General features: G+C 71.4%; 20 protein-coding genes. 18 read left to right on the top strand and 2 right to left on the bottom strand.

The window, feature by feature from the left end; all coding sequences use genetic code 11:
- Positions 1-181 precede the first annotated feature (181 nt).
- The 15 genes from murG (at position 182) to AC1DWC_RS18985 (ending at position 15,377) form a co-directional block, all read left to right on the top strand.
- Positions 182-1,363: an undecaprenyldiphospho-muramoylpentapeptide beta-N-acetylglucosaminyltransferase gene (gene murG / locus AC1DWC_RS19055; protein ID WP_477910509.1), complete on the top strand. Its 1,182-nt coding sequence runs from the start codon at positions 182-184 to the stop codon at positions 1,361-1,363.
- A gap of 64 nt (positions 1,364-1,427) precedes the next feature.
- Complete coding sequence (murC, locus tag AC1DWC_RS19050; RefSeq protein ID WP_477910507.1) at positions 1,428-2,936, top strand: UDP-N-acetylmuramate--L-alanine ligase; 1,509 nt, start codon at positions 1,428-1,430, stop codon at positions 2,934-2,936.
- Positions 2,933-3,697: a cell division protein FtsQ/DivIB gene (locus tag AC1DWC_RS19045; protein WP_477910505.1), complete on the top strand. Its 765-nt coding sequence runs from the start codon at positions 2,933-2,935 to the stop codon at positions 3,695-3,697. Before murC ends, AC1DWC_RS19045 begins: the two co-directional genes overlap by 4 nt.
- A 288-nt stretch (positions 3,698-3,985) precedes the next feature.
- Positions 3,986-5,233, top strand: coding sequence for a cell division protein FtsZ (gene ftsZ / locus AC1DWC_RS19040; RefSeq protein ID WP_477910503.1), 1,248 nt, complete (start codon positions 3,986-3,988; stop codon positions 5,231-5,233).
- Positions 5,230-5,958 carry a peptidoglycan editing factor PgeF gene (gene pgeF / locus AC1DWC_RS19035; RefSeq protein ID WP_477910501.1) on the top strand — a complete coding sequence of 243 codons (729 nt, stop codon included), beginning with the start codon at positions 5,230-5,232 and terminating at the stop codon, positions 5,956-5,958. The genes ftsZ and pgeF overlap by 4 nt, the downstream gene beginning before the upstream one ends.
- A gap of 1 nt (position 5,959) precedes the next feature.
- Complete coding sequence (locus tag AC1DWC_RS19030) at positions 5,960-6,715, top strand: YggS family pyridoxal phosphate-dependent enzyme (RefSeq protein WP_477910517.1); 756 nt, start codon at positions 5,960-5,962, stop codon at positions 6,713-6,715.
- A 46-nt stretch (positions 6,716-6,761) separates the two neighbouring features.
- Entirely contained in the window at positions 6,762-7,385 is a 624-nt protein-coding gene (locus tag AC1DWC_RS19025; protein WP_477843247.1) for a cell division protein SepF, read from the top strand.
- A gap of 80 nt (positions 7,386-7,465) precedes the next feature.
- Positions 7,466-7,753 (top strand): YggT family protein, encoded by a 288-nt coding sequence (locus AC1DWC_RS19020; RefSeq protein WP_072846261.1) that lies wholly within the window; start codon positions 7,466-7,468, stop codon positions 7,751-7,753.
- A 146-nt stretch (positions 7,754-7,899) separates the two neighbouring features.
- Positions 7,900-8,715, top strand: coding sequence for a DivIVA-like cell division protein Wag31 (gene wag31 / locus AC1DWC_RS19015; RefSeq protein ID WP_477910499.1), 816 nt, complete (start codon positions 7,900-7,902; stop codon positions 8,713-8,715).
- A 47-nt stretch (positions 8,716-8,762) separates the two neighbouring features.
- Positions 8,763-8,981: a hypothetical protein gene (locus AC1DWC_RS19010; RefSeq protein ID WP_477910497.1), complete on the top strand. Its 219-nt coding sequence runs from the start codon at positions 8,763-8,765 to the stop codon at positions 8,979-8,981.
- A gap of 242 nt (positions 8,982-9,223) precedes the next feature.
- Positions 9,224-12,400, top strand: coding sequence for an isoleucine--tRNA ligase (gene ileS / locus AC1DWC_RS19005; RefSeq protein WP_477910495.1), 3,177 nt, complete (start codon positions 9,224-9,226; stop codon positions 12,398-12,400).
- A 47-nt stretch (positions 12,401-12,447) separates the two neighbouring features.
- Positions 12,448-12,783 (top strand): TfoX/Sxy family protein, encoded by a 336-nt coding sequence (locus tag AC1DWC_RS19000; protein WP_477910493.1) that lies wholly within the window; start codon positions 12,448-12,450, stop codon positions 12,781-12,783.
- 58 nt (positions 12,784-12,841) lie between these two features.
- Positions 12,842-14,176 (top strand): DNA polymerase IV, encoded by a 1,335-nt coding sequence (locus AC1DWC_RS18995; protein WP_477910515.1) that lies wholly within the window; start codon positions 12,842-12,844, stop codon positions 14,174-14,176.
- An 86-nt stretch (positions 14,177-14,262) separates the two neighbouring features.
- Positions 14,263-14,751: a WKL family lipoprotein gene (locus AC1DWC_RS18990; RefSeq protein ID WP_477910491.1), complete on the top strand. Its 489-nt coding sequence runs from the start codon at positions 14,263-14,265 to the stop codon at positions 14,749-14,751.
- Between the two features lie 206 nt (positions 14,752-14,957).
- Positions 14,958-15,377 carry a thioredoxin domain-containing protein gene (locus tag AC1DWC_RS18985; RefSeq protein ID WP_477910489.1) on the top strand — a complete coding sequence of 140 codons (420 nt, stop codon included), beginning with the start codon at positions 14,958-14,960 and terminating at the stop codon, positions 15,375-15,377.
- Here the strand turns inward: AC1DWC_RS18985 and AC1DWC_RS18980 are convergent.
- Entirely contained in the window at positions 15,374-16,138 is a 765-nt protein-coding gene (locus AC1DWC_RS18980; RefSeq protein ID WP_477910487.1) for a sensor domain-containing protein, read from the bottom strand. The two genes, AC1DWC_RS18985 and AC1DWC_RS18980, sit on opposite strands and share 4 nt — an antisense overlap.
- On the bottom strand, positions 16,135-17,058 hold the full coding sequence (locus AC1DWC_RS18975) for a hypothetical protein (RefSeq protein WP_477910485.1): 924 nt from the start codon (positions 17,056-17,058) through the stop codon (positions 16,135-16,137). The genes AC1DWC_RS18980 and AC1DWC_RS18975 overlap by 4 nt, the downstream gene beginning before the upstream one ends.
- A gap of 191 nt (positions 17,059-17,249) precedes the next feature.
- On the opposite strand from AC1DWC_RS18975, the gene lspA reads away from it, so the two are divergent.
- From lspA to AC1DWC_RS18960, 3 genes are read left to right on the top strand one after another with little or no spacing between them, the layout of a single operon-like run.
- Entirely contained in the window at positions 17,250-17,780 is a 531-nt protein-coding gene (lspA, locus tag AC1DWC_RS18970; protein ID WP_477910513.1) for a signal peptidase II, read from the top strand.
- Positions 17,780-18,706: an RluA family pseudouridine synthase gene (locus tag AC1DWC_RS18965; RefSeq protein ID WP_477910483.1), complete on the top strand. Its 927-nt coding sequence runs from the start codon at positions 17,780-17,782 to the stop codon at positions 18,704-18,706. The genes lspA and AC1DWC_RS18965 overlap by 1 nt, the downstream gene beginning before the upstream one ends.
- Positions 18,699-19,367 carry a hypothetical protein gene (locus AC1DWC_RS18960; protein WP_477910481.1) on the top strand — a complete coding sequence of 223 codons (669 nt, stop codon included), beginning with the start codon at positions 18,699-18,701 and terminating at the stop codon, positions 19,365-19,367. The genes AC1DWC_RS18965 and AC1DWC_RS18960 overlap by 8 nt, the downstream gene beginning before the upstream one ends.
- Positions 19,368-19,374: the final 7 nt, after the last annotated feature.

The following is a 19,374-nucleotide window of genomic DNA, read 5'->3' as shown; positions in this document are numbered from 1 at the left end:
GGCCGCCGCCGGGCGAGCGTCGGCGGCAGGCTCCGGGCCAGCAACCGCCGGTCCGGCGGCGCACCGACCCCCGCGCAGCGGCCGACCCGCGGCGGTCGGATCCGCGTCGCGACCAGGCACTATCATCAGACGAGCGGCTGCGTCGATCGAGCGGCCGAACAGGAGAGCGAGGATTTCGTAGGTGAGCGGCACTTCAGAGGAACATCCCGTCGCGTCGCCCACTTCGGCCGGCCAGTCCGGCCCGTCCGTCGTCGTTGCCGGCGGCGGCACCGCCGGACACATCGAACCCGCGTTGGCCGTGGCCGACGCGCTGCGCCGGCTCGACCCCACCGTCACGGTGACCGCGCTGGGCACCGAGCGGGGCCTCGAGACCACGCTGGTACCCGAGCGTGGCTACCCGCTCGCACTGATCCCGCCGGTGCCGTTGCCGCGCAAGCCCACGATGGACCTGCTGCGGCTGCCCGGCCGGGTCCGCAACTCGGTCCGGCGCACCCGCGAGGTGCTCGACACCACGCAGGCCGACGTGATCGTCGGGTTCGGCGGCTACGTCGCGTTGCCCGCCTACCTCGCCGCGGGCCGCGGCCTGCTGCGCCGGCGCCGCGCGGTGCCGGTGGTGGTGCACGAGGCCAACGCCAGCGCCGGTATCGCGAACAAGATCGGCGCCCGGGTCGCCGCCCGGGTGCTGGCCGCCGTGCCCGGTTCGGGCGTCGCCGCCCGCGGCCGACACGACGCCGAGGTGCTCGGCATCCCGGTACGCGCCTCGATCACCGGGCTGGACCGCGCCGCACTGCGGGCCGAGGCCCGGGCCCACTTCGGGTTGCCCGCCGAGGGACCGGTGCTGCTGGTGTTCGGCGGCTCGCAGGGCGCGCGCTCGCTCAACGAGGCGGTCTCCGGCGCGGCCGCCGCGCTGGCCGAGGCCGGTGTCTCGGTGCTGCACGCGCACGGCCCCAAGAACACCCTCGACGTGGAGCAGGTGAACCCGGCGACGCCGTACGTGGCGGTGCCTTACCTGTCCCGGATGGACCTGGCCTACGCCGCCGCCGACGCCGCGATCTGCCGGTCCGGCGCGATGACGGTCGCCGAGGTCTCCGCCGTCGGGCTGCCGGCGGTGTACGTGCCGTTGCCGCATGGAAACGGCGAACAGGAACTCAATGCCAAGCCGCTGGTCGCGGCGGGTGGCGGCGTCATCGTCGCCGACGCCGAGCTCACCGCGCAGTACGTGGCCGAGACGGTGGTCCCGCTGCTGCGCGACCCCGACCGGCTGGCGGCGATGGGCGCGGCGGCGGCCGGTGCCGGGCACCGCGACGCCGCCGACGCGGTGGCACGGATCGTGCTCGACCTGGTGAAGGGCGCGAAAGCATGAAGGTCGCGGTTTTGTCGAAGGACTCGGCTCTGTTGGAAGGACGAGACATGTCGGAGGTCAGACGATGACCGATCAGCGTGGCTCGGAGCTGCCCGCGCACCTGCAGCGCGTGCACATGGTCGGGATCGGCGGCGCCGGCATGTCGGGGATCGCGCGGATCCTGCTGGCGCGGGGCGGGGAGGTGTCCGGGTCGGACGCCAAGGAGAGCCGCACGGTGCTCGCGCTGCGGGCCCGCGGCGCCCAGGTCCGGATCGGGCACGACGCCAGCGCACTGGACCTGCTGCCCGGCGGCCCGACCGTGGTGGTCACCACGCACGCCGCGATCCCGAAGGACAACCCCGAACTGGTCGCCGCGGCGGCCCGCGGCGTCCCGGTGATCCTGCGGCCGGCGGTGCTGGCCTCGCTGATGCACGGGCACCGCACCCTGCTGGTCGCGGGCACCCACGGCAAGACGTCCACCACCTCGATGCTGGTGGTCGCGTTGCAGCACTGCGGCCTGGACCCGTCGTTCGCGGTCGGCGGCGAGCTGAACGAGGCGGGCACCAACGCGCACCACGGTTCCGGTGACGTCTTCGTCGCGGAGGCGGACGAGAGCGACGGGTCGCTGCTGCAGTACGACCCGAACGTCGTGATCGTCACCAATGTGGAGGCGGACCACCTCGACTACTTCGGCACCACCGAGGCGTACGAGCAGGTCTTCGACGACTTCGCCGACCGGATCGAGCCCGGCGGCCTGCTCGTGGCGTGCCTGGACGACCCCGGGTCGGCGGCGCTGGCCGAGCGGGTGGTCGCGCGTGGCCTGCCGGTGCGGGTGCTCGGCTACGGCACCGGCGAGCAGGAAACGACCGGTGACGTGCCACTCGGCGCCCGGATGCTCAGCTGGGAGGCCCGCGACGTGGGCGGGCTCGCGGAGGTCCAGCTCTCGGGCGAGAGCGGCACCCGCACCCTCCGGCTGGCGGTCCCCGGACGGCACATGGCACTGAACGCGCTGGGTGCGATCCTGGCCGCGCGGGAGGTCGGCGCCCCGGTCGACGAGATCTTCGAGGGCCTCGGCGGCTTCGGCGGCGTCCACCGCCGGTTCCAGCACACGGGCCGGGAGAACGGCGTCCGGGTGTTCGACGACTACGCCCACCACCCGACGGAGGTGCGCGCCGTGCTCGGCGCCGCCGCCGAACTGGTCCGGCCCGGCGGCGAGCCGGCCCGCGGTCGGGTGATCGTGGTGTTCCAGCCGCACCTGTACTCGCGCACCGTGGCGTTCGCCGAGGAGTTCGGCGCCGCCCTCGACCTCGCCGACGAGGTGGTCGTCCTCGACGTCTACGGCGCCCGCGAGGAACCGCTGCCCGGGGTGTCCGGCGCGCTCGTCGCCCAGTTCGTGACCCGGCCCGTGCACTACCAGCCGGACCTGTCGGCGGCGCCGCGGCAGGTCGCCGGGCTGGCCCGCGCCGGCGACGTCGTGATCACCATGGGCGCCGGCGACGTGACGATGCTCGGCAAGGAGATCCTCGGCGCGCTCGCCGCGTCGCCCACCCGCTCCCGCCTGCCCGACGCCGGACAGCCGCGGGACCGGTCGTGACCGGCGGCGCGGCCGCCCGGACCGGGAGCAGGACGCGCCCGCCCCGGGAGCGTCGCACCACCCGCACCCCGCGTCCGGCCCCGCGGCGGGTCGCGCGGGTGCGCAACCGCAAGCCGCTGCTCCTGGCGGCGCTGGGTGTGGTCGTCCTGGTCGCGCTCGGCGCGGTGGCCTGGTTCACCCCGCTGCTCTCGGCGCGCACCATCGAGGTCGTCGGGAACGTCGGGGTGCCGGCCGAGGAAGTCCTTGCGGCCCTTGCGGTCCCGGTCGGCACGCCGCTCCTGCAGGTGGACACCGGCGGCGCGGCGAACCGGGTTGCGGGGATCGCCAAGGTGGACCAGGCCCGGGTCGAACGGGTCTACCCCTCGACCGTGCGGGTCACGGTCGTCGAACGGACGCCCGCCGTGTTCTACGACGCGCCGGAGGGGACCCGCCTGATGGACGGGGGCGGCGTCTCCTACTCGATCGAACCCGCACCGCCCGGGGTGCCGCGGCTGAAGGTCTCCACGCCCGGGCACGACGACCCCGCGACCCTGGACGCGTTGACCGCCCTGAACTCGATGCCGGCGCCGCTGCGCGGGCAGGTGACGGAGATTTCGGCGGCGACACTGTCCGACATCCGGGTGACGCTGGCCGACGGCCGACAGTTGTTGTGGGGGAGCGCAAATGCCTCCGAACACAAGGCCGCGATCGCGCTGCCGCTGCTCGGCCAGCCCGGGCAGCTGTACGACGTCTCCAGCCCCGACCTGCCGACGATCAGGTAGCCGGCGGGCGTGACCTGTGCACAAATCGCCGCGCTGTTCGGCGCGCCTGCTGGCACATTGTCGTTGCCGTGCATACCGTCACGCACTAGTCAGCAACTTGACATAACTCTAAGCCTATGGTTGAGGTTGAGGGTTTTTCCCGCAACACGACGCCACCGGTGGCACCAGCTTGACCGTTAACACCGGCAACACCAGTAACGTCAACGTCAGTAACGTCAGCACCACAAGTACACGTCAGCATCGCCAGGCATCCCGAGCGCGATTCACACACACGGAAGGCGAAAGCCAATGACGCCCCCGCACAACTACCTCGCCGTTATCAAGGTCGTCGGCATCGGCGGCGGCGGTGTCAACGCGGTCAACCGCATGATCGAACAGGGACTCAAGGGAGTCGAGTTCATCGCGGTCAACACCGACGCACAGGCGCTGCTCATGAGTGACGCCGACGTCAAGCTCGACGTCGGCCGGGAACTGACCCGGGGCCTCGGGGCCGGCGCGGACCCGGAGGTCGGCCGCAAGGCCGCCGAGGACCACAAGGACGAGATCGAGGAGGTCCTCAAGGGGGCCGACATGGTCTTCGTCACCGCGGGCGAGGGTGGTGGCACCGGCACCGGTGGCGCACCCGTCGTCGCGAGCATCGCCCGCAAGCTCGGCGCGCTCACCGTCGGCGTGGTCACCCGCCCGTTCTCCTTCGAGGGCAAGCGCCGCGGCGGCCAGGCCGACAGCGGCATCCAGTCGCTGCGCGAGTCCTGCGACACCCTCATCGTGATCCCCAACGACCGGCTGCTGCAGCTGGGCGACGCCGCCGTCAGCCTGATGGACGCGTTCCGCTCGGCGGACGAGGTGCTGCTCAACGGCGTCCAGGGCATCACCGACCTGATCACCACCCCGGGCCTGATCAACGTGGACTTCGCGGACGTCAAGGGCGTGATGTCCGGAGCGGGCAGCGCGCTGATGGGCATCGGCTCCTCGCGCGGTGAGGGACGCGCCATCAAGGCCGCCGAGTCGGCGATCAACTCGCCGCTGCTCGAGGCCTCGATGGAGGGTGCGCGCGGCGTGCTGCTGTCGATCGCCGGCGGCTCGGACCTCGGTCTGTTCGAGATCAACGAGGCCGCCTCGCTGGTCCAGGAGGCGGCGCACATCGACGCGAACATCATCTTCGGCACCGTCATCGACGACTCGCTGGGCGACGAGGTCCGGGTCACGGTCATCGCGGCGGGCTTCGACGGTGGCACCCCGGTGCGGCGTCCGGCCGAGCAGGTCGCGGCGGTCGGACGCGGAGCCATCGGCGTCGGCCGGGCCGGCGAGATCGGTCGCTCGGCGGCCGCCCCCGTCGAGGAGCCGGTCAGCCCCCCGCCCGCGCGGGAGACCGTCGAGCCTCGCGAGCAGCCCAAGGAGGCCCGCGAGATGGGCGGGTTCCGGGATCTCGGCGGATCCGCTCTCCCGCCGATCCCGGTCAGCGCGAACCGGGCCCCCGCTCCCGTGGTCGACGAAGACGACGGCGACGTCGACGTGCCGGACTTCATGCGTCGGTGAGTGCCGCGGTACGGGTTCGCCGGGTGGTCACCTCGCGAACCGGGGGCGTCTCGGTTGCCCCTTACGACTCGTTCAACCTGGGCGACCACGTCGGTGACGACCCGGCCGCGGTCGACGCCAACCGGCGTCGTCTCGCGGCCGGGATCGGCCTGCCCTTCGAGCGTCTGGTGTGGATGGAACAGATCCACAGCCGCAACGTCACCGTGGTCGACGGCCCGGTCGACGGGGTGGTGGAGGCGACCGACGCGCTGGTCACCGACGTGCCCAACCTGGCGTTGGTGACGCTCAGCGCGGACTGTGTCCCGGTGCTGCTCTCCGACGACGAGGCGGGTGTGATCGCGGCCGTGCACGCGGGCCGGGTCGGGGCGCGGATCGGCATCGTGCCCCGGGTGCTCGACGCGATGGTCGCCAAGGGCGCCGCCGTCGAGCGCATCGGCGCGTTTCTCGGACCCGCGGCCAGCGGCCGGCAGTACGAGGTGCCCGCCGCCATGCGCGCGGACGTCGAGAGGCATCTTCCCGGCAGCGCCAGCAAGACCGTCAGGGGCACGCCCGGACTGGACCTGCGGGCCGGGCTGTGTCGGCAGTTGCTTGCCGCCGGCGTGTCGGGCGTGGCGGAGGACCCCCGCTGCACCATCGAGGACCGCGCGCTCTTCAGTCACCGCCGGGAGGGCCGCACGGGCCGGCTGGCCGGGGTGATCTGGATGGAGTCGACGGCGGGTGCCTGAGATCGATCCGGCGCGGCGGGCGTCGCAGGTCGCGTCGGCGCTGGCCGAGGTGCGGGCCCGGCTCGACCGGGCCTGCGACGACGCCGGCCGCGACCGCGCCGACGTGCAGTTGCTGCCGGTGACCAAGTTCTTCCCCGCGTCCGACGCGGCGATCCTGTACGGACTGGGCTGCCGGGAGTTCGGCGAGTCCCGCGAGCAGGAGGCCACGGCCAAGGTCGCCGAGTTCGCCGACCTGCTGGCGTCCGCCGGAACCGGCGAGGACGCCGATGCGGTTCGCTGGCACATGATCGGCAGCCTGCAGCGAAACAAGGCCCGGGCGGTCGCCCGGTGGGCCCACGCGATCCACTCGGTGGACAGCGTCCGGCTCGTCGACGCGCTGTCGCGGGCCGCCTCGGCCGCGCTGGCCGAGGGGGAGCGTCCGGAGCCGCTGCGGGTGCTGCTGCAGGTGAGCCTGGACGGGGACCCGGCACGTGGCGGCGTGCGGGGGCACGAGCTGACGGAACTGGCCGCGCGGACCGAGGAGGCGGACGGCCTGGAGCTGGCCGGACTGATGGCGGTGCCGCCCCTCGGTGCCGCCCCGGAGCGGGCGTTCGAGGCGCTGGCCGGTGTGCACCGGGACCTGCTGCGGGAGCACCCCCGGGCCACCGCGCTGTCGGCGGGGATGACCGGCGACCTCGAAGCGGCCGTCCGGTACGGTTCCACCTGCGTGCGTGTCGGAACCGCCCTGTTGGGTTCGCGCCCGATAACCTCGTATTGATCGGCGTCCGGCCCGATTGTCCACCACGCCAAAGGAAGGTCGATTGATGAGCACTCTGCACAAGTTCAAGGCTTACTTCGGCATGGTCCCACTCGACGACTACGAGGACGACTACCTCGAGGAGCCGCGGCGTTCGGCTCGCGCCGACCGTTACGAGGACGGCGTCGAGCGTGGCTACGACGACGGCTACGACGCGCGCGAGGACCTGGACCCGGTCGACCGTCAGCCCGCACCACGCCGGATGGAGCCCCTGCCCACCCGCACCACCCCCCGGCCCGGCGCCGGCGTGGGTGCCCGTACCACCACCACTCGCGGCTCGCTGGCCGTCGACGCGCGGACCGAGGCCCGCATCGACGCCCGCCGCGCACCAATCTTCGACGAGGGCGGACCACTGTCCAAGATCACCACGCTGCGTCCCCGTGACTACGGGGAGGCGCGCATCATCGGCGAACGCTTCCGCGACGGCACTCCCGTCATCATGGACCTGGTGGAGATGAGCAACGCGGACGCCAAGCGTCTCGTCGACTTCGCGGCCGGACTGGCGTTCGCGCTGCGCGGTTCGTTCGACAAGGTCGCCACAAAGGTGTTCCTGCTCTCACCTGCGGACATCGACGTGTCGGCGGAGGAGCGTCGGCGGATCGCCGAAAACGGCTTCTACAACCAGAAGTAGCTGATTTTGCCGGGGAGTAGTAGGGCGACGCTGCCGAACCTCGTTTTGATTGGTTCGGTCGCGTCAGGCAAAGTGATGGAGTGCCCTTGTTCGCGGTGATCTACTTCCTGCTGTTCGTTTTCTGGCTGCTACTGATCGGACGCATCGTCGTCGAGTTCATCCGGACATTCGCCCGAGATTGGCGACCCACCGGCATTGTGGTGGTCATTCTCGAGGCCATATTTACAGTCACAGATCCTCCGATCCGGCTGCTTCGGCGGCTTATTCCGACGGTTAACCTCGGCGGAGTTCGGTTGGATCTTTCAATCATGGTCTTGCTATTCATCGTGTTCATCCTGATGCAGGTCGTTCAAGGGCTTGCAGCATGATGAGCACGGCTTGGGGACTAGCGCAGTCGACGGGTCCGGTGTGACAGAATGGACCAGTCTTGCAGTGTGAATGTTACATCCAGCACCGTATGCGCTATAACTGAATGCTTGCTAGACCGCCAACAGACGCGTGAAGGGATCCTTCCATGCCGCTGACACCAGCTGATGTGCACAACGTCGCGTTCAGCAAGCCTCCGATCGGAAAGCGGGGCTACAACGAGGACGAGGTAGATGCCTTCCTCGACCTTGTCGAGCAGGAGCTCTCGCGCCTGATCGAGGAGAACGCCGACTTGCGCCAGCGCGTCGGTGAGCTCGACCAGGAGCTCGCGGACGCCAAGAAGGCTCCGCGTCCGGCAGGCGCTGCTCCCGCGGCCCCCGAGCCGGCCCGGATCGTCGAGCCGCCGAAGCCGGTGCCCGCTCCCGTCGTCGCGGCGCCGGTCGCCCCGGCAGCACCCCCCGCGCGCGGTGGCAACACCGAAGAGGCGAACCTGCAGGCCGCGAAGATCCTGGGCCTGGCCCAGGAGATGGCCGACCGCCTCACCGGCGACGCGAAGACCGAGTCCGAGCAGCTGCTCACCAACGCTCGCACCAACTCCGAGCAGCTGGTCGGCGACGCGCGGACCCGTTCCGAGGCGATGATCACCGACGCCCGGCAGAAGTCCGAGGCGCTGCTCGCCGACGCCCAGACCCGCTCCGAGACGCAGCTGCGTCAGGCCAAGGAGAAGGCCGACGCCCTGCAGGCGGACGCCGAGAAGAAGCACACCGAGATCATGGCCACCATCAACCAGCAGCGCAGCGTGCTGGAGGGCCGGATCGAGCAGCTCAAGACCTTCGAGCGCGAGTACCGGGTGCGGCTCAAGTCCTACCTGGAGTCGCAGCTGCAGGAGCTCGAGCAGCGCGGTTCTGCGGTCCCGGTCGACGGTGGCCAGGAGGCCTTCGGCGGCGCCAAGGGAAGCAACTGATCGGCACCGGCTAGCGCTCGGTCCGGCCCAGTCCCTAGGGGTGTGTGGTGCTTGTACTGACGCTCGTGATGGCCGCGGTGGGGTTCCTCCTGCTGGTGGTCTCGCTACTGACCGGATCCGTCGTGTGGGCCTGGGGATGCATCGTGGTCTGCGTCGTCGGCGCGGTGTTGCTGCTTGTGAGCTCGCTCCGCAGCAACTCCGCGCCGCGCGCAGGCGGCGGCACCCACCGCTCGCTGCCGACGGAGCGATTTGACGAGCCCGACTAGAATCGGGCCACAGCAGTACGGCGACGATCCGGCCATCACCGGGGAGCCTTCGGAAGAACGGCGCCAGCGGCGGCATGCCCCCGCGAACGCCCAGTAGAACCGAACGGGTGGGCCCGTCACAGCCCGGTACGAGAGGTCCGGACGGCCACGGCCGTCCCGGGCAAGCGGGGTGGTACCGCGGCCGCGGCGCAGAGGCGTCGTCGGTCGTCCCCGTGCCAGCACGGGCACGAGGGAGTACTGAGTTGACTGACGCCACTTATCCGTTGGTGGACCTCGGCGGTGGCAAGGCCACTGCCGGCGTCCGGTTCCCGGACCTCGAGCAACGGGTCCTCGCCGAGTGGGAGGCCGACGACACCTTCCGCGCGTCCGTGGCGAACCGCGCCGACGCGCCGGAGTTCGTCTTCTACGACGGCCCGCCCTTCGCCAACGGCCTGCCGCACTACGGCCACCTGCTCACCGGGTACGTCAAGGACCTGGTCCCGCGCTTCCAGACCATGCGCGGCAAGCGCGTCGAGCGCCGGTTCGGCTGGGACTGCCACGGACTGCCCGCCGAGCTCGAGGCGGAGAAGCAGCTCGGCATCAAGGACAAGTCCGAGATCGAGACGATGGGCCTGGCCGAGTTCAACGCCGCCTGCAAGTCCTCGGTGCTCCGCTACACCGACGAGTGGCGCGACTACGTCACCCGGCAGGCGCGCTGGGTCGACTTCGACAACGACTACAAGACCCTCGACCTGGACTTCATGGAGTCGGTCATGTGGGCGTTCAAGGAACTCCACGACAAGGGCCTGATCTACCAGGGCTTCCGGGTGCTGCCGTACAGCTGGTACGAGCAGACCCCGCTGTCGAACCAGGAGACCAAGCTCGACGACGCGTACAAGATGCGTCAGGACCCGGCGGTCACGGTCGACATGGTGATCGCGGCGCCTGGTTCTCCGCTGGACGGCGCGAACGCGCTGATCTGGACCACCACGCCCTGGACGCTGCCGTCCAACCTGGCGATCGCGGTGCACCCCGACGTCGACTACGTGCACGTCAGGGCGGCGAGCGAAGCGACGGGGGATGGATCCGGTGCCGACGGCAAGACCTACCTGCTTGCCGCTGCCCGCGTCGGCCACTACTCGCGCGAACTCGGCGACGCGCCCGAGGTGCTCGGCGAGTACAAGGGTTCGGAGCTGGTCGGTCTCGACTACAGGCCGCCGTTCGACTTCTTCCACGGCCCGGGCAAGGGCCACGAGAACGCGCACCGGGTGCTCTCCGCCGACTACGTCACCACCGAGTCGGGCACCGGGATCGTCCACCTCGCACCGGCTTTCGGTGAGGAGGACATGGACGTCGCCGCGGCGAACGGCATCGAGATCGTGCAGCCGCTCGACGCGGGCGGAAAGTTCACCTCGATGGTGCCGCCCTACGAGGGCCTGCAGGTCTTCGACGCGAACCCGGTGATCATCAAGGACCTCAAGGCCGCCGGAAAGCTGCTGCGGCACGAGACGATCGAGCACTCCTACCCGCACTCGTGGCGGTCGGGCCAGCCCCTGATCTACATGGCGGTGCCGTCCTGGTTCGTCGCCGTGACCAAGTTCCGGGACCGGATGGTCGAGCTGAACCAGGAGATCACCTGGGTGCCCGAGCACATCCGCGACGGCCAGTTCGGCAAGTGGCTCGAGGGTGCCCGCGACTGGAACATCAGCCGGAATCGCTACTGGGGCAGCCCGATTCCCGTCTGGGTCTCGGACGATCCGGCGTACCCGCGGACGGACGTGTACGGCTCGCTCGATCAGATCGAGGCCGACTTCGGCGTGCGGCCGACCGACCTGCACCGGCCGGTCATCGACGACCTGGTGCGCCCGAACCCGGACGACCCGAGCGGCAAGTCGATGATGCGCCGCGTCCCGGAGGTGCTGGACTGCTGGTTCGAGTCCGGCTCGATGCCGTACGCGCAGGTGCACTACCCGTTCGAGAACAAGGACTGGTTCGACGGCGGCAACGGTCAGGAAGGCCACAACCCGGGCGACTTCATCGTCGAGTACAACGGCCAGACCCGTGGCTGGTTCTACACGCTGCACGTGCTGGCGACCGCGCTCTTCGACCGTCCGGCGTTCAAGACCGTTGCGGCACACGGCATCGTGCTCGGCGACGACGGCCTCAAGATGAGCAAGTCCAAGGGCAACTACCCGGACGTCAACGAGGTGTTCGACCGCGACGGCTCCGACGCCATGCGGTGGTTCCTGATGTCCTCGCCCATCCTGCGCGGCGGGAACCTGGTCGTCACCGAGCAGGGCATCCGCGAGGGCTCCCGGCAGGCACTGATGCCGCTGTGGAACGCGTGGAGCTTCCTGCAGCTGTACGCGGGCAAGCCCGGACAGTGGCGTACCGATTCGCCGAACGTGCTCGACAAGTACATCCTGGCGAAGCTGTCCGCCACCCGTGACGCGATCACCGACGCGCTCGAGGTCAACGACATCGCGGGTGCCTGCGACGAGCTGCGGACCTTCTGCGACGCGCTGACCAACTGGTACGTGCGCCGGTCCCGGTCGCGGTTCTGGGACGAGGACCGCGATGCCATCGACACCCTGCACACCGTGCTCGAGGTCGTGACCCGCCTCGCGGCCCCGCTGTTGCCGTTGGTGACCGAGGTGATCTGGCGCGGGCTCACCGGGGGACGTTCGGTGCACCTCACGGACTGGCCCGAGGCCACCGACCTGCCGTCCGATCCCGAGCTGGTCGAGGCGATGGACGAGGTCCGTTCGGTCTGCTCGACGGTGCTCGGCCTGCGCAAGGCGCAGAACCTGCGGGTGCGGTTGCCGCTGCCCGAGGTGACCGTCGCGGCGGCGGACGCGGAGCGGCTGCGTCCGTTCCTCGGCATCATCGCCGACGAGGTCAACGTCAAGAAGGTCGACCTGACCGAGGACGTGGACGTCCACGGCAAGTTCGAGCTCGTCGTCAACGCGCGGGCGGCCGGCCCGCGTCTCGGCAAGGACGTGCAGACGGTCATCAAGGCGGTCAAGGCGGGGGACTGGTCCGAGGTGGACGGTGTCGTGACGGCCGCCGGCATCGCGCTGCTCCCGTCCGAGTACACCCAGCGCCTGGTCGCCGCCGAGCCCGAGTCCACCGCGGCCCTGCCGGAGAACGCGGGCCTGGTGGTCCTCGACTCCGCGGTCACCGAGGAGCTCGAGGCCGAGGGCTGGGCGAAGGACCGGATCCGCGAACTGCAGGACGCCCGCCGCGCGGCGGGCCTGGAGATCTCGGACCGGATCGTCGTCACGCTGCAGGTGCCCGAGGACCGGCTGGACTGGGCCGCTCGGCACCGCGACCTCATCGCGGGCGAGGTGCTGGCGACCACGCTCGAGCTCGGCGAGGTCGGCGGCCCCGACGCGGTCGACCTGGGCGAGGGTGTCCGGGTCGTCATCGCCAAGGCGTGAGGTGTGCCGGTGCCCCTTTGTCGGGGCACCGGCGTAGCTTGCAACGCATGAGCACCAGCAAGGAGACGGTCGCGTACGTCCTGGGGCAGCTCGAGCCCCTGGACGTGCGCGCCCGCGCGATGTTCGGCGAGTACGGGCTGTACTGCGACGAGAAGATGGTCGCGCTGATCTGCAACGACACCGTCTTCGTGAAGCCGACGGCGATCTCGGGTGACTACCTCGACGCGTCGGCGCTCGCACCGCCGTATCCGGGCGCGAAGGACCATCTCGCGATTCCCGGGGACCGGCTCGAGGACACGGACTGGCTGCACGCGTTCGTCCAGCGCACTGCGGACGTCCTGCCCCAGCCGAAGAAGAAGCCGAAGAAGCCGACACCGCGATGAGGCCCACACCACTGTGACCAGACCGCCCACGTCCCGACGGTGGGTGCTGCACCTCGACATGGACGCGTTCTTCGCGTCCGTCGAACAGCTGACCCGTCCCACCCTGCGCGGCCGGCCCGTGCTCGTCGGCGGGGCGGGCGGGCGCGGGGTGGTCGCGGGCGCCAGCTACGAGGCACGCGCCTTCGGCGCCCGGTCCGCGATGCCGATGCACCAGGCCCGGCGGCTGGTCGGGGCGGGCGCGGTGGTGCTGCCGCCACGCGGGCGGCTGTACTCGACGATGAGCACGGCGGTGTTCGACGCGCTGCGGACCCGGATGCCGGTTCTCGAGATGCTCTCGCTGGACGAGGCGTTCGGGGAGCCGCCGGAACTCGCCGACGCCGACGCCGACGAGGTCCGCGAGTTCGCCGAGCAACTACGCGCCCTGATCCTCGACCGCACCGGCCTGGTCGCCTCGATCGGCGCCGGGGCCGGCAAGCAGATCGCGAAGATCGCCTCGGGTCTGGCCAAGCCGGACGGCGTCCGGGTGGTCACCCCGGACGAGCAGGGACCGCTGTTCGAGGCGCTGCCGGTGCGGAAGCTGTGGGGGATCGGACCGGTGGCGGACGACAAGCTGCGCCGGCTCGGCATCGACACCATCAGCGCGCTGGCCGCCACCTCCGAGACGGAGGTGGTCTCGGTCCTCGGGGCGACGGTCGGCCCGAGCCTGCACCGGCTGGCCCGCGGCATCGACGACCGCCCGGTGGCCGAGCGTGCCGACGCAAAGCAGGTCAGCGCGGAGACGACCTTCGCGGTGGACCTGGTGACCCTGGACCAGCTGCGGGCCGCGGTGGAACAGACCGGTGCCAGCGCACACGGCCGGCTGCTGCGCGACGGCCGGGCCGCCCGGACCGTGGTGCTGAAGCTGAAGAAGTCGGACATGTCGATCGTGACCCGGTCGGCGACCCTGCCGTACGCGACCGCGGACCGCGAGACCCTGGTGGCGACCGCGCAGCGACAGGTGATCGACCCGCGGGAGATCGGCCCGGTGCGCCTGGTCGGGGTGTCGCTCGGCGGGCTGTCCGCGGTGCGTCAGGGCTCGCTGTTCCCGGACCTGGACCGGGGTGAGGCGCCCGCGGCCGAATCGGACGAGACGGACATTGTGAGACTCGACACAACCGTGCCGACGGTACCGACACCGGCGCCGGCGCCGGTAGCGTCGACGTCGACTTCGACGTGGCGTCCGGGCCAGGACGTGGCCCACAGCGAGTTCGGTCACGGCTGGGTGCAGGGCTGCGGCCACGGGGTTGTCACGGTCCGGTTCGAGACCCGCTCGACCGGTCCTGGGCAGGCGCGGACGTTCGCGGAGGCGGACGAGGCGCTCGCCCCGGCGGACCCGGAGGCCAGCCTGCTGTGAGGCCGTCGTTTAGGAACCCCTTATTTTGTTCCTGTTAACTATCGTGACAGGTGAAGTGTTCAACTGATGAAAAGGACAAGCAATTGATGCTCCGCAAGACCCTCGTTGCCGGTGTCGCCGTCGCGGCCGCACTCACCCTGGGCGCGTGCAGCTCTGACGGTGGAGACACCCCCAAGACGTCGACCAAGGCCGCGGCCACCACCACCGTGGTCGACGATGCTTTCCCGCCGGCGCCCACCGCCGACGAGCTGAACGCCATGCTGGTCAAGGGCCTCGACCCGGCCACCCCGGAGGCCGTGAAGGTCACCCTCGTGCAGGACGGCGAGTCCGATCCCGGACTGTTCGGCCAGGTCGCCGCGGCCGCGACCGCCGCGAACGCCAAGGTCACCGTCGTGGACCCGATCCTCGACAACGGCGACGGCACCCTGACCGCGACCGTCAACATGGACATCGGAGGCCAGGTCAACCCGGGCACCGCCGGCTTCGTGGTCGAGAACGGCCAGTGGAAGCTGTCCAAGGAATACGCCTGCAACATCGTCAAGCTCGCGAGCCTGACCTCGCCTGCCTGCGTCTGACGCCAGCGCCAGTAGCGACAACCGAATGCCGGCACCCCGCACGGGGTGCCGGCATTCGGCCGTCCGGAGGGCCTCCCGTAGTCGCCGACGTCGTCAGGCGTCCGCACTTCCACCGCCCGTGGTCGCGCCTTGACTCGATACTCGGGTACAGGGTTGAGGACGATGGCATGAGGAGCAGAGACCTTGCATGCCAAAGGAGAGACCCAGTGAAGCTCGAGATCCTGCAGGTTCCCGACTGCCCCAACGTGCCGCTGCTCGAGCGCCGGATCTGGGCGGCGGTCGCCGGCGAGCAGATCGAGGTGACGCTCACCCACCGTGTGCTCGACGACCAGGCCGAGGCCACCGAAGCCGGCATGACGGGGTCGCCGACCCTGCTCGTCGACGGCGAGGATCCCTTCTCCGAGACCGGTTCGGCGCCGAGCGTGTCGTGCCGCCTGTACCGGGCAGACGGCGGCGGCATCGACGGTGCCCCGTCCGTCGCCGCGCTGCGTGCCGCCCTGCACCTCGCCCCGGCCGAAACCTCGACCGAGCTGTCCGCGGAGCCGGTGGGCTGCTGCGCGCCCGCGGCGGGAGACGGGTCCCCCAGCGCAGCGTTGGGCGCGCGGCGCGGCCGTCCGGGGCTCTAGACCCCGGCGCGCAGCCGGTTCACCGCGGCCGCGGCCAGCCCCGCCAGTACCTCGGGCTCGACCGGCTGCTGACCGGTGGCGACCACCTGCACCACCGTGGGGCCGACCACGGCGACCACCACATCCGAGGTCATCGTGAAGCCCTCGCTGGTGGTGACCAGCCGGACCGCGGTGGACGCGTCGCCCACGGAGGGCTGCTCGAGCCCGCCGAGCCGGTACTGCACGGCGACGCCGTCGGCGTCGGTGCCGCGGTACTCGGCGCAGGAGGCCAGCGTCGCCTGCAGGTGGGCGAAGGCCTGGGCGGCGCCGTCGCCCGCGTAGCTGGCGGCGTCGGTGTCGATGCTCGCGAAGTCGGGTCCGCTGAACCGCGACGCGGCCCGGGTCGTCGCGCCCGGTGACTGGTCCGCCACCTCGCGCAGCACCCCGGCGCAGACCTGCGGATCGGTGCTCGACCGGTCCGTTTCCGATCCGGCGGCAGCATCCTCGGGCAGCGGGGGCAGGCCGAGGTCCCGCACCGGGTCCGGCAGGACGGCGAAACCGGCCGGCAGCTGGCCGGTGGTCAGCAGCGCCGCCTGCAGCCTGGCCTCGTCGGTGATCGGCGCCGCTCCGGGGTTCGGGGGTGCGGCGACGGGCGCGGGCAGCGGCGCCAGCGACGCCTCGTCGCCCGATGCCGCGCCACCCGGGGAGGTGCCGCAGCCGGTCAGCAGTACCGCCGCCGCCGCCGACAGCGCCGCGACGAGGACGGGTCCGCGCGGCGTCACGGCGCCGACCACGTGACCGTGCTGGTGGTGCTCTGTCGGAGTCGCGTGGTGCTGTTCGGGTCGCTGTAGGTCTGCTCGCCGCCGACGGTCACGGTGCCGTCGACCGGCAGCGGGACGCCGAGGTCGAGCACGAGGGTGCCGGTGCCCGCCATCGAGTAGGTGTCGACGTTGAGCTCGCCGGCCTCCCCGGGCAGGTCCCACACCGTCGAGTTGGGGGTCTGGTTGACCGAGACGTCCACGGTCAGCCGGTCGCCGTCCCGCTCGCGGAGGGTGGCCGTGGTGGTCTGGTTCAGTGCGATGCCGCTCATCACCTGCTGCTGCATGGTCCACACCGCGCCGACGCCGATCTCCGCGTCCGGGAAGGCCACCGTGCGGTACACGGCCTGGTAGAAGGCCTGTTCGATCGCGGAGCGGGCGATGTCCCGCGAGTCCGGTGCGGGGGTGAGCCGAAGGGCGGTGATCGCTCCCGACGGCTGCATCGTCAGTCCGGCCTTCGAACCCTCGCCGGCGCGCAGTGCGTCCTCGAGCCGGGCGTCCGGGGCGGTCATCTCGCCGAGCGTCAGGTCCACCGAGAAGGCCGGGTCGGTCTGGCCACCCGGCACCCGTGCGGTCAGGTCGGTGGTGAGCGCAGGGGTGGAGAAGTCCTGCTGCGGCTGCGCGTCGATCTGTTGGTACACAGTCGAACTGGTCGCCAGCCGGGCGTGCTGGTCGGCGTCGGGGCGCGGGCGGAATGTCACCTTCTGCCGCGGCTCCGCGCCCGCGTCGAGCACCGACGTCGTGATCGCGGAGACCGGCACGGTGGTCTCCTTGGTGGTGGACTGGGCGATGACCGCGGGTGCCGGGTCCTCGCCGCTTCCACACGCGGAGACGAAGGCCACCACGGTGAGGGTCGCGGCGACCAGGGCAGTGCGGACCGCCACGACGGGGGAGGGGCTGGACCGAATACAGAACACAGGCACCCGACCAGGTTAGCGACGGCGGGTGGGATGCGGCCGCGGATGCCGCGGTAAGGGATGATGGCGGTGTGAGTAGAGCGGAAAAAGCGGAGGACCCCGGGGCCGGGGCGAGCGAAGCGGCGGGGGGAGTAGCTGCCGCGCAGGCGCCGCTGCGGATGCGGATGCTGGTGGCGATCGCCGCGACGATCCTGGTGCTGGACCTGGTGACCAAGGTCATCGCGGTGCGGTTCATCGATCCCGGCGACCCGATCGAGGTGGTCGGCGACGTGGTGCGACTGACCCTGATCCGCAACCCCGGTGCGGCCTTCTCGATGGCCACCGGGATGACCTGGCTGCTGACCCTGGTGGCGATCGGCGTGGTGATCGGCGTCGTCAAGATCGGCCGGACGATGCGGTCGCCGTGGTGGGCGCTGGGCCTGGGCCTGGTGCTCGGCGGCGCGCTGGGCAATCTGATCGACCGGCTGTTCCGGGCGCCCGGACCGCTGCAGGGCCACGTCGTCGACTTCGTGTCGGTGGGCTGGTGGCCGGTGTTCAACGTCGCCGACTCGGCGATCGTCTGCGGCGCGATCCTGTTGGTCGCGCTCACGCTGTTCGGGCTGAACCCGGACGGCACCCGTGGTGACCACACGGCACACACCAACGCGTCGGACGGCAGCGACGCCGACGCACCCGAGGGGAATTCTTGATGCGCGAGACACGATCGATGCCGGTGCCCGACGGGTTGGAGGGCATGCGGGTCGACGCCGGTCTGGCCCGGCTGCTCGGACTGTCCCGGACCGCGGTGGCGGCTCTCACCGACGAGGGCGCGGTGCTGATCGACGGCTCGGCGGTCGGCAAGTCCGACCGGCTGCCGTCGGGCGCCTGGCTGGAGGTGGAGCTGCCGGAGCCGGCACGCCCGCTGACCGTCGAGGCCCAGCCGGTCGAGGGCATGAACATCCTGTACGCCGACGACGACATCGTCGCGGTGGACAAGCCTGTCGGTGTCGCCGCGCACGCGAGCGTCGGCTGGACGGGGCCCACCGTGGTCGGCGGCCTGGCCGCGGCCGGGTACCGCATCTCCACCTCCGGTGCGCACGAGCGTCAGGGCATCGTGCACCGACTCGACGTCGGCACCTCCGGGGTGATGGTGGTGGCGACCAGTGAGCGGGCGTACACGGTGCTCAAGCGGGCGTTCAAGCAGCGCACCATCGACAAGCGGTACCACGCCCTGGTCCAGGGTCATCCGGACCCGAGCAGCGGCACCATCGACGCGCCGATCGGCAGGCACCGCAGCAACGACTGGAAGTTCGCGGTCACCGCGGACGGCAAGCCCAGCGTCACGCACTACGACACGGTGGAGGCGTTCCAGGCGGCCAGCCTGCTCGACGTCCACCTCGAGACCGGCCGCACCCACCAGATCCGGGTGCACTTTGCGGCGCTGCGCCATCCCTGCTGTGGGGACCTGACCTACGGCGCCGACCCGCGGCTCGCGGAGCGGCTCGGTCTCGAGCGGCAGTGGCTGCACGCCCGGCAGCTCGGCTTCGCGCACCCGGCGGACGGCCGGTGGATCGAGATCACCAGCGAGTACCCGAAGGACCTCCAGCACGCCCTCGAAGTACTGCGGCGTGCGTGACCGGACGCGGTCGGCGGCGACCGCCGGCTGCGTCCTTGCGCTGGTGGCGCTCGTGGTGGTGCTCGGCGTGCTGAACCCGCCACAACGCCCGCCCGTCGCCACGGACCGGCTCGGCCCGGACTCCGGCGAACCGGTGGCGCAGTACCTGGACCGGGCCGCGGCCGGCCTCGCCGACCTGGACACGGGCACCGCCACCGCCGAGCACTGGGCGCTGGTGTCGTTGACGACCGAACGCACGGCACCCGACGCCTACCGGCTGGCGGCCGGGGTGCGGGTCTCGGAACTGCTGTTCCGGGTCCCGCTGGACCGAGTCCAGACCCCGCTCGTCGTGGTCGGGGTCGCCGGCGAGCGGTCCGCGGCCCGTGCCGCGGCCGTGGCGGCCGGCCGGATGCAGGGCAGCGCCGGCGAATGGGACCGGCAGGCCCAGATCGACGCGGTCTCCGCGGCGCGGTTGTCCGCCGACTGCGCCTGCGTGGTCGGGTTGACCGTCCGCGGTGACCCCGAGGCGCTGCGTGCGCTCGCGGCCACCCCGGGGGTGCGGTCCGTCGAGGCGCTGCCCGCGGACGCCGTGTTCGGCCGCTTTGCCGTGGTCCCGCTGCTGCCCGGGCAGACCGAGACCGTGGCCCCGGGCCCGGACGACGGCGAGGTGCCCGGCCGGTGAGGGCCGC

This window comes from Rhodococcus sp. P4_C10 (assembly GCF_056402135.1).
The sequence above is the reverse complement of the archived record's forward strand: the minus strand, read 5'-3'. Positions and strand labels throughout refer to the sequence as shown.